Raw genomic sequence first — 10145 nt, 5'->3', positions numbered from 1 at the left:
AACGCGCGCATGAATACACCGAAACGCCGATGTATGTTCTCGGACTCTCACTGGTGGCCGGCTCGGGCCGCGGCGCGATGGATCCCGGCTACGACTACACCAGTTTCCCCGAGGTTGTGCGCTCGGCCCAGGACGCCTACCGGCAGGCGGGCATAGTGGATCCACGGACCGCATTCTCTCTGGCCGAGGTCCACGACTGCTTCACTCCCACCGAGATCGTGTTGATGGAAGATCTCGGATTCGCCGACCCCGGTCAGGCGTGCAAAGACGTGCTGGCGGGTGACTTCGACGCTGAGGGCCGGTTGCCGATCAACCCCGACGGCGGCCTGAAGTCATTCGGGCATCCCGTCGGCGCCAGCGGGCTGCGGATGCTCTACGAGGCGTGGCTGCAATTCCGCGGGGAGGCAGGCCAGCGACAACTGCCCGATCCGCACACCGCGCTTACCCACAACCTGGGCGGGCGCCCGGGCAGTTGTGTCTCTTTTGTTTCGGTGGTAGGCGCGACTCAAGGAGTCTAGAGCGCGACGCTGTGCTGGGCGTGTCTTTCGGCTCCGCGAGGACAGGCTGAGTCAGAGCAGCTCTTCAGCGGCCGTGCGAACGATGGTTTCGGCTTCGGTGGCTGGCACTCCGAGCGCCGCGAGAACGTGCTGGGCAAACGCCCGGTCAGCATCTGGACCGTGCCGTCCGTCGAGGACCTCGCGAATCAGAGCGAAGGCGCCGCCGATCACGGCAGTCAGTACCACCTCGATGTCGGCGACAACGAAGCGGTCGCTCGCGATACCGCGTTCGACAGCGACCCGAGCATGGGGGTGGACCGCTTCGCCGAACAGGGCCTCCGAATGGCCGAGGTTCACGATCAGCCGGGCGAAGTCAGGTTCGTCGTAGGCCAGTCGGATCACCCTGAGGTTGGCCAGCGCGACCACGATCGCCGGATCGGTGTCCGCGTTGACGTCACTGATCGTTGCCAACGCGAGTTTGGACAGGCTCTCGGTGATCACCGCCTCTAGCAGCTCTTCTTTGGAGGAGAAGTAGTTGTAGAAGCCGCCCAAGGCGATATCTGCTTCCTCGGTGATGTCCTGAATACGCACGCGGGCAACGCCTTTCACTGCGATCAGCGAGCGAGCGGCGTCCATCAGCGACTGCCGCGTGCGCAGTCGCTGACGCTCGACGCGGGTCAGCGTCTTGCTTTCGGGAGCAGAGGCCACGCCCGAATTCATACGCGCTGAATACGGATTCATGCTTGAAATCCTATTCACCTTCATGTTAGCTTTGGTTGGTGGCGCCGTGAACTGGCTCACATGAGTAGGAAGATTCCGATGGTTTCTCCGCTGCTGTAGGCGATCCCGAAGCCGACGATCTTTCGGCGAGGCCCAGGGCCGGCAAGGCAATCGTGGCCACCTTGGTGTCCGGCGGGGCGGCGTCCGGAGCACCGTCGCGCGTGCCTCGGGCTAGTTTCCGGACCCACCCGTCGGCGGGTGTCTGCCGTCAACCTGTTGATGTATAGGAGCTTTCATGCCGCTACACACTCATCCCGCCGAAACCGACCTGCTGTTACCGCTGCCTGCAGCAGGGGAGCAGTGGGATCCACACCTCATCCACACGCATTACTTCGGCTTCTCGGTTCCCGAGGCGGCGATCGGCGTATTCCTCTACGTCCGCTACCAGCCGGCGTTCCCGTTGTCACAGGGCGGCGTCTGCATCTTTCAGGGCACCGACAACATCGAATACACCGACATGGCTTTCCTGGACTACGAGATAACGATGCCGTGGCCGAGAGTGTCGGGGAACACGATCACCACTGACAACGGGCTGGCGATCGACTTCATCGAGCCCGGAAAGACCGCGCGGCTTACCTACGACAGCGGTGATGGAGCCGCCGCGATCGATGTCATCGCCGAGGCGGTGACCCCGCTTCTGGCGCGAGGGCATGTCATGCCGGGGGAAGAAGATCACCACGAAGCATCCCGGATGCCCGGCGGTACTGAGCAATTCATGCATGTGACCGGCGAACTACGACTGCGCGGCGAGGTTCACGCAGTCAACTGCTACGCACCGAGAGATCGATCGTGGCGCCAGATCCGGGTGGAACGTCGCGGCGCAGTCCCGGTTCCGCCGGTCGGTTGGTCACCGATGTACTTCGGTCCGGATTTGATCTTCAACCAGATCAGCTTTGAACCCCTGGACACCGATCCCGCGTGGGCCGGGCTCTACGAGGTCGGCGACCGCGCGTCACACCACTTCGCCTGGATTCAGCGCGGCGACGAAAGCCGGTCGATCAAGTGGGTACGCCGCAACGTCCTCGAATACCACCAGCGAACGTACCTGCCGATGCGTCAAGAGATCACCACCGAGGACGAACTCGGCGAGGTGTACCGGTTTCACGGCGAGGCGATCGCCTGCGCGTCGCTGCCGGCGTGGCCTAACACGTCTTTTCACGACAGCGTCTACCGCTGGACCGACGAACACGGCCGAATCGCCTACGCGACCTACCAAGAACTGTGGTTTCACGAGTACCAGCAACTGATGAAGCGCCGTGCGCTGGTCGCGGGGCAGTCGTGATGGGAGGGCAGAAAGTGTTTCATTCGAAGAGCAATGACTACGACGTCGTAGTGATCGGCGCCGGCCACAACGGGTTGACGGCCGCGGCCTACCTCGCCCGGGCCGGACTTCGGGTGGTCGTGCTGGAGGCCTCGCCCACGTCGGGCGGCATGCTGGGCACGAACGCCATCTTCGACAGTGCACCACAACATCTGATCAACGAAGGCGGTATCCAGGCTTCGCTGTTCCGCTCGAGCACCGTCGAGGCCGATCTGGACCTGCAACGCCACGGCCTGCGGCAGGTCATCGCCGATCCGTTCCACGTGCACCTCGATCCTGACGGACCATCGCTCGCTTTCTGGAAGGACCCGGCGCGTACGGCTGACGAGCTGAAGTATTTCTCGCGCAAAGACGCTCGCGCCTATCTCGAGTTCGCCCAACAGCTGGACGCGGCAATGGATCTCGCGCTGCCTTTTATGAACGGTCACCCGACCCACCCATCGGGTAAAGCGATCCTCAATGCGATACCCGTAGCGATGCGTCGGCGCAAGGATCTGCTTCCTCTGATCAGCTTCCTGACCCGGTCGCATGCCGAGATCATCACCGAGCGTTTCGACACTCCGCTATTGCGCGCCGCACTGGCTTCGATGCCGCCGTTTTGCTGGATGACGCAGGATGGCACCGGTTGGGCGTTGATCTATATCGCCATGTGCTTGCGTACCAACTCGTCTCGGATGGTCGGCGGCTCGGGCGCGTTGCCGGCGGCCATTCAGCGTTCGTTGGAGGCGCACGGTGGCAAGGTGAGGCTGTCCGCACGCGTGGAAGAATTGTTGCTCGACCGCGGTCAGATCAGCGGTGTTCGACTGGAAAGCGGCGAGGTGGTGCGGGCGCCTTATGTGTTGGCGTCGTGCAGCCCGAAACTCACGCTGTGCGAGCTATTGCCACGCGGGGTTCTCGACGACACCATGCAACGACGCGCGGACGCCATCCCGGTCGATGTGGTCGAGGCCGCGACGCTCAAGATCGATCTCGCACTCGACGGTCAGTTGTCCCTGCCGCGCCACCAGGCTTGGCGAGATGACGGCTTGGATCTGCGCGAACCGATCTGCGCCTGGCAGACATTCGAAGAGCATATCCGGGCGTGGGAGGACACCATCGCCGGTCGCTGGCCGGACCCGATCTGCGGCATCGGGATCATCCCGACAGCCTTGGATCCCAGCCAGGCACCGGCCGGCAAGGACACGTTCTGGTACTGGTCGGGCATCACGCCGGCGCATCCCGACGAGCCGTGGGAGGACGTCCGGGACAAAATAGGAGACCGCGCATTGAGCGCAGCAGCCGACTTCTACAAAGGGCTGGACTCGATGGTCATCGAGCGACGGGTGTTCAACATTCCGGACCTGGCGACGCGCTTCAATGTACCCGGCGGCAACGTGTATCACGTCGACCCAGCTGGGATGCGGTTCGGACCATTACGGCCCGCAACGGGTTTCGGCAGTTACGACACACCAGTTCCGGGGTTGTTCCTCAGCGGCGCCGGGACGCATCCCACGGGCGGTATCAGCGCCATTCCCGGTCAGCAATCGGCCAAATGGCTACTGAAGAAGATGAAGCGGTCCAACGGCTTGGTTGGTCGCGCCAGGCAGCGAATCTCGAACTCTCGTTGAGGAGATCTCATGGCACTGAAGAACGTGATCGACACCGATGTCGCAGCCGCCAAGCTGGCTTCCTGGTTGTCCTCGAAAATCCCCGAGGCCCAGCAGATCACAATCACCGACTTGCAGGTGCCCGGTGCCGGCGGGTTGTCGAACGAAACGGTGCTGTTCACCGCGCATTGGCAACAGGACGGTGCGGCGATAACGAGAGGCATGGTCGCCCGGGTGCAGCCCAACGGCCCCGGCGTATTCCCGGATTACGACCTGCACAAGGAGTGGGCGGTCATCCAGGCATTGGGCAAACACACCAAGGTCCCGGTCCCCGCGGCCTACTTCTACGAAGAGGATCCGTCCATCCTCGGTTCGCCGTTCCTGGTGATGGAGCGCATCGACGGACGCATCCCGGCTGACGACCCACCGTTTACGGCGGCCGGGTGGGTGCTCGACTTGACGCCTGAGGAGCGACGTCGGATGTGGCATAACGGCATCGACACGATGGCCGCCATTCACGGCGTCGACTGGCGCGGGGTCGGGTTGGGGTTCCTCGACGCACCCGAGAACCACAGCGGTCTGGCCGCCGGCCTGGCTTATTGGCGGAAGACATTCGACTGGGCGGCCGAGGGCGAGCCGAACCCGACGATCGAAGCGGCCCTTGCATGGCTCGACGAGAACCGGCCAGAGTCCGATACAGAGAAGGTGCTCAATTGGGGCGATGCCCGGGTCGGCAACATCATCTTCTCCGACAGCCTGGCGGCCGCGGCGGTGCTCGACTGGGAGATGGTCGTCCTGGCCAGCCGTGAGCAAGAAATTGGCTGGTGGCTGTTCCTCCAGCGCCATCACACCGACGGTGTGGGCCTGCCGCTGCCTGAGGGCATTCCCGATCACGCCGAAACGGTCGACTACTACGAGCAGATCACGGGTCACCGGCTGCAAAACCTGGATTATTACGAGGTCTTGGCCGGAACCCGGTTGGCGATCTTGATGGTTCGGGCCGCGCACCTGATGATCGGTGCCGGACTTCTGCCGCCGGATGCCACGATGGCGCTGAGCAATCCGGCTACCCAACTGGTCGCGAAGCTGCTCGGTTTGACCGCTCCGGACGCGGTCAGCATCAGCTTCATCGGTAATCGTGGCCAGTGAGGCGACGCGATCGCAGGCGTCATGCACCAGCCCGAAGTTTTTCTATTTAAGATAAAAATCTTGCTGCCACGTCGACGCAGCGAAGCTATGCTGGCCCCGGCGGACACGCTTGAGCGGTTTGCTCGCGCGCCGAGCGAACCGGCGATGAGCAAGTGTCGAAACGGGAGGGGTTTGGCGTGGGTATCGGTATTTCGGTTACGGGGCTGACGAAGTCGTTCGGCGCTCAGCGAATTTGGGAAGACGTGACCATGGACATTCCGGAGGGCGAGGTCAGCGTGCTGCTGGGCCCGTCGGGTACCGGTAAGTCGGTGTTCTTGAAGTCGTTGATCGGTCTGCTGCGCCCAGAGCACGGCTCGATCGTGGTCGACGGCACCGACATCACCCAGTGTTCGCCCAAGGAGCTCTACGACATCCGCACCATGTTCGGCGTGCTGTTCCAGGACGGCGCTTTGTTCGGGTCGATGAACTTGTATGACAACACCGCGTTCCCATTGCGCGAGCACACCAAGAAGAAGGAAGGCGAGATCCGTGACGTGGTCATGGAGAAGCTGGAACTCGTCGGTCTGGGCGGGGATGAGAAGAAGTTCCCCGGTGAGATCTCCGGTGGTATGCGCAAGCGTGCCGGCCTGGCCCGCTCGCTGGTGTTGGACCCGCAGATCATTCTGTGTGACGAGCCCGACTCGGGTCTGGATCCGGTCCGTACCGCTTACCTGTCGCAGTTGCTGATCGATATCAACGCCCAGATCGACGCGACCATCTTGATCGTGACGCACAACATCAACATCGCGCGCACGGTGCCCGACAATATGGGCATGCTGTTCCGGCGCAAGCTGGTCATGTTCGGGCCCCGCGAAGTGCTGCTGACCAGCGACGAGCCCGTGGTGCGGCAGTTCCTCAACGGTCGTCGTATCGGGCCGATCGGCATGTCCGAGGAAAAGGACGAGGCCACCATGGCCGAGGAGCAGGCCCAAATGGAGGCCGGTCACCACGACGGTGGTGTCAAGGAGGTCGAGGGCGTGCCCCCACAGATCACTTGCACTCCGGGCATGCCCGAGCGCAAAGCTGTGTCCCGCCGTCAGGCCCGGGTTCGGGAGAACCTGCACCTGCTGACCCAGGATGCCCAGGAGGCCATCCTCGAATCGTTCGCGAAAGCCGGCAAGCACGGCGCAGCTCAGGACTACGACGGTTACGCCGACCAGCGCGACGAGGCCGATACCGCATCGATCCCGATCCTGCGAGGGGCCTGATCTCTGCCGCAAGGGTGGAGGTCGGGTTGGTGACGAGGAGCGGCGCCTTACCATAAGTCAACTTATGGTATGGTCCCTGTGACGGGGGTCATAGACCACGCCGAGCATACTTCGTGGCACGAAAACCTGACTCGGCGACAATTTGAATCTTAATTAGAATAAACTGAGATTAAGGAGACGCGAGACAATGGGGTTCAAGGACTCGGCGGAGGTCACAAAATACATCGGCGGGATTTTCGAGACGGCCTTCGAGGATGAGGAAATCGGGCCGAAGCTGGTTGCCACCGGACTCGTGGTGGCGTTCGACTTCTCTGATCCCGAGGCGCTTGTGGTCATCGACATGGCGAACAAATCCGTGCGCGAAGGACTCGAGGGCGGGGCGCCACCGACCGCCACGATGTCCATGACGGCTGAGACCGGCAACGGGTACTGGCAGGGCAAGGTCAACCTGCCACTGGCAATGGCCAAGAAGAAGATCAAAGTCGACGGCAACGTCGCGAGCCTGCTCAAGCTGGCCCCGCTTGGAAAGAAGCTGTATCCGAGCTACATCGAGCGGCTCAAGAACGACGGTCGCGACGACCTGCTCGTCTAGGCCGATGTTCCCCGGTACACACGCGCAGTCTGCGCCGGACCGACCGGCTGTGATCATGGCTGAGTCGGGCCGGACACTGACGTACGGCGTACTCGACGATCATTCGGCCCGACTCGCGTCGGCGCTGCACGGAATGGGGCTACGCAGAGGCGACGTCATTGCCCTGGTCTCGGACAACGCGGCCGAGGCGTTCGAGATCTATTGGGCCGCATTACGTTCTGGCCTGTACATCACCGCTGTCAATTGGCACTTGGCTCCAGAGGAAGCGGCGTACATCCTGCAGGACAGCGGCGCGAGTGTCGTGTTCGCCTCGGCCGGGGTCCGGGAATTGGCCAGTCACCTGCGTGATCGGGCTTCAGGGGTACGACATTGGTACTCCTTCGGCGATGCGATCGCCGGCTATCAGCCCTACGACGACCTACTGGCTAGCGCGAACCCGACGATCACGGATCAGCCGCGCGGTTCGGAGATGTTGTATTCATCCGGAACCACCGGACGGCCCAAAGGCATTAGGCCGCACCTGCTTCCGATCCAGGTTGACGAGCCCGGGGATCCGCTGGTGGGGCTGCTGGCTCAGGCCTTCAAGATCACCAGCGATGACGTATACCTTTCGCCCGCGCCGATTTACCACACCGCCCCGCTGAAGTGGTGTGGCGGGGTTCAGGCATTGGGCGGCACCGTAATTCTGATGGAGCGGTTCAACGCCGAACAGGCTCTGGCCGCCATCGAGAAGTATCGGGTGACAGTCAGTCAGATGGTCCCGACGATGTTCGTCCGCATGCTGCAGTTGCCAGAGGAAGTTCGCAACCGCTACGACCTCTCGTCACTGAGGCTGGCCGTGCACGCGGCAGCGCCCTGTCCGCCAGACGTCAAAGACGCCATGATCGACTGGTGGGGCCCTGGGCTGGTCGAATACTACGGCGCGACAGAGCAACACGGCACCACCGTGATCACCGCCGCGGAGTGGAAAGACAAGCGGGGATCGGTGGGCAAATCCGCGCTGGGTGTCCTGCACATCTGCGACGAGGAGGGCCGTGAGTTGCCCCCGGGTGAGGTCGGGGCCGTCTACTTCGAGCGCGACGTGGCGCCCTTCGAGTATCACAACGATTCGGAAAAGACCGCTTCGTCGAGGCATCCGGCCCACGAGAACTGGACCACTGTCGGTGACATCGGTTATGTCGACGACGACGGCTACCTGTTCCTGACCGATCGGAAAGCATTCGTGATCATCTCCGGCGGAGTGAACATCTATCCGCAGGAAATCGAGAACGTCTTGACGCTGCACCCGAAGGTCTTCGATGTCGCGGTCATCGGCGTGCCCGATGCGGAGATGGGGGAACAGGTCAAAGCCGTCGTCCAATTACGCTCTGAGGCAACGCCATCTCCTGAATTGGCAGACGAGATCATCGCCTACGTCCGGGAGCGCATCGCGCATTTCAAAGCACCTCGCTCCGTCGACTTCGTCGACGAGCTGCCCAGGACAGCCACCGGAAAGCTCGCTAAAAGAAGTCTCAAGGACCGCTATATGGAGGCACCCGCATGACTACTGAGACACCAGCCAAAACCGACCGCCCGCCCTTCGACCCGGTAGACATCTCGTCACAAGCATTCTGGGCGCAAAGTTTCGACGAGCGCGAGAAGGCATTCAAGATCCTTCGCGACGAACGCCCCGTGAGCTGGCACCGGCCGATCGAAGGTTCCATGATGGAGCCCGAAATCGACGGTGTCTGGGTCGTGACCCGCCACGAGGACGTCAGCTATGTCAGCAAAAGCCCTGAGATCTTCTGCTCCGGGCAAGGCATTACGTTCGAGGCCGTTCCCGAAGAGATGCTCGATGCAACGCAGTCTTTCCTGGGTATGGACGGGGCGAAGCACTCGAGCTTGCGACGGCTGGTCAGTTCAGTCTTCACGCCCCGCCAGGTCGCCAAGATCAAAGAACAGATCGAGCACCAGGCGGAATCGATTGTCAGCGATCTGATCAAGGCGAAGGAAGGCGACTTCGTACAACAGGTGGCCAAACGCCTTCCGATGTGGACCATCTACGAGATGCTCGGGCTGCCCGAGGACGAGCGCGACGAGGCGGCGCATCTGGCAGAGGGCATGGTGGCATGGGCCGATCCCGATGTCGCGGCCGGTCGTGAACCCGGCGAAGTGCTGACCGACTCCCTTGTCGGGCTGCTCAACATCGGTATCGGTCTCGCCGAGAAGCGCCGGGCGCATCCGCAGAATGACTTGATGACCTCCCTGGTCCAAGCGGAAGTCGATGGACGGCAGCTCACCGACGACGAACTGGGGCCTTACTTCGTCCTGCTCTCGGTGGCAGGCAACGACACCACGCGCACCACCACCACCTTCACCACAATTGCGTTGCAGGAATTTCCCGAGCAGAAAGCCTTGCTGGCACAGGATTTCGACGGTCGGATCAAAGTCGCGATGGACGAGTTCGTCCGCTGGACGACCCCCGTCATGACGTTCCGGCGCACTGCCACTCAGGACACCGAGCTGCACGGCCAGCACATCCGCGAGGGCGACTGGGTGACGATGGTCTACTCCTCGGCCAACCGCGACGAGCGAGTGTTCGACAACCCCAACGTATTCGACATCACCCGCTCACCCAATCCGCATGTCGCATTCGGCGGAGGCGGCCCGCACTTCTGTATGGGCGCGTTCATGGCCAAGATGCAGCTGGAGTCGATCTTCCGCGAGCTGATCTTCCGGGCGCCGGGCCTGCGGGTCGGCGAGCCCGTGTATTTGACCGGAAATTTCATCACCGCAGTCAAATCCCTGCCCTACACGATCGACTAGGAGAGCTATGGCCGACTTTTCCGGGAAACGCTACGTCGTAACCGGCGCCGCATCAGGCATCGGACACGCGGTGGCAGAACGTTTGCTGTCTGCAGGAGCGGAGGTGCACTGCCTGGACCGCAACCAACCGACAGCGCCAGTGACCCGACACATCGAAGTCGATTTGGC

Annotated in this window: 10 protein-coding genes; 9 read left to right on the top strand and 1 reads right to left on the bottom strand. The window is 62.4% G+C overall.

What is annotated here, in order from left to right:
• A partial coding sequence (locus HMPREF0591_RS34005; protein ID WP_007170555.1) for a thiolase C-terminal domain-containing protein occupies positions 1-518 on the top strand: 518 nt, incomplete at its 5' end.
• 51 nt (positions 519-569) lie between these two features.
• Here the strand turns inward: HMPREF0591_RS34005 and HMPREF0591_RS20605 are convergent.
• Positions 570-1217, bottom strand: a complete 648-nt coding sequence (locus tag HMPREF0591_RS20605; RefSeq protein ID WP_007170554.1) for a TetR/AcrR family transcriptional regulator — start codon at positions 1215-1217, stop codon at positions 570-572.
• Between the two features lie 295 nt (positions 1218-1512).
• Between HMPREF0591_RS20605 and HMPREF0591_RS20600 the strand changes: the two genes are divergently transcribed.
• From HMPREF0591_RS20600 to HMPREF0591_RS31155, 8 genes are all read left to right on the top strand, one after another.
• Entirely contained in the window at positions 1513-2559 is a 1047-nt protein-coding gene (locus HMPREF0591_RS20600) for a DUF7064 domain-containing protein (protein ID WP_007170553.1), read from the top strand.
• Positions 2559-4205: a phytoene desaturase family protein gene (locus HMPREF0591_RS20595; protein WP_007170552.1), complete on the top strand. Its 1647-nt coding sequence runs from the start codon at positions 2559-2561 to the stop codon at positions 4203-4205. The genes HMPREF0591_RS20600 and HMPREF0591_RS20595 overlap by 1 nt, the downstream gene beginning before the upstream one ends.
• Positions 4206-4214: 9 nt before the next feature.
• Positions 4215-5333, top strand: coding sequence for a phosphotransferase family protein (locus HMPREF0591_RS20590; RefSeq protein ID WP_007170551.1), 1119 nt, complete (start codon positions 4215-4217; stop codon positions 5331-5333).
• A 176-nt stretch (positions 5334-5509) separates the two neighbouring features.
• Entirely contained in the window at positions 5510-6580 is a 1071-nt protein-coding gene (locus HMPREF0591_RS20585) for an ABC transporter ATP-binding protein (protein WP_040623461.1), read from the top strand.
• A 187-nt stretch (positions 6581-6767) separates the two neighbouring features.
• Complete coding sequence (locus HMPREF0591_RS20580; protein WP_007170549.1) at positions 6768-7172, top strand: SCP2 sterol-binding domain-containing protein; 405 nt, start codon at positions 6768-6770, stop codon at positions 7170-7172.
• Positions 7173-7176: 4 nt separating this feature from the next.
• Positions 7177-8715: an acyl-CoA synthetase gene (locus HMPREF0591_RS20575; protein ID WP_083802038.1), complete on the top strand. Its 1539-nt coding sequence runs from the start codon at positions 7177-7179 to the stop codon at positions 8713-8715.
• On the top strand, positions 8712-9977 hold the full coding sequence (locus HMPREF0591_RS20570) for a cytochrome P450 (RefSeq protein WP_007170547.1): 1266 nt from the start codon (positions 8712-8714) through the stop codon (positions 9975-9977). The genes HMPREF0591_RS20575 and HMPREF0591_RS20570 overlap by 4 nt, the downstream gene beginning before the upstream one ends.
• A 7-nt stretch (positions 9978-9984) precedes the next feature.
• A partial coding sequence (locus HMPREF0591_RS31155; RefSeq protein WP_157137542.1) for an SDR family NAD(P)-dependent oxidoreductase occupies positions 9985-10145 on the top strand: 161 nt, incomplete at its 3' end.

Source organism: Mycobacterium parascrofulaceum ATCC BAA-614, assembly GCF_000164135.1.
GTDB lineage: Bacteria > Actinomycetota > Actinomycetes > Mycobacteriales > Mycobacteriaceae > Mycobacterium > Mycobacterium parascrofulaceum.
This window is presented reverse-complemented; position numbering and strand designations above follow the sequence as displayed.

Excerpts from the sequence above, each read along its gene's own strand:
- HMPREF0591_RS20580 (WP_007170549.1), top strand. The coding sequence starts at position 6,768 with ATGGGGTTCAAGGACTCGGCGGAGGTCACAAAATACATCGGCGGGATT.
- HMPREF0591_RS20590 (WP_007170551.1), top strand. The coding sequence starts at position 4,215 with ATGGCACTGAAGAACGTGATCGACACCGATGTCGCAGCCGCCAAGCTG.
- HMPREF0591_RS20600 (WP_007170553.1), top strand. The coding sequence starts at position 1,513 with ATGCCGCTACACACTCATCCCGCCGAAACCGACCTGCTGTTACCGCTG.
- HMPREF0591_RS20605 (WP_007170554.1), bottom strand. The coding sequence starts at position 1,217 with ATGAATTCGGGCGTGGCCTCTGCTCCCGAAAGCAAGACGCTGACCCGC.
- HMPREF0591_RS20570 (WP_007170547.1), top strand. The coding sequence starts at position 8,712 with ATGACTACTGAGACACCAGCCAAAACCGACCGCCCGCCCTTCGACCCG.
- HMPREF0591_RS20595 (WP_007170552.1), top strand. The coding sequence starts at position 2,559 with ATGGGAGGGCAGAAAGTGTTTCATTCGAAGAGCAATGACTACGACGTC.
- HMPREF0591_RS20575 (WP_083802038.1), top strand. The coding sequence starts at position 7,177 with ATGTTCCCCGGTACACACGCGCAGTCTGCGCCGGACCGACCGGCTGTG.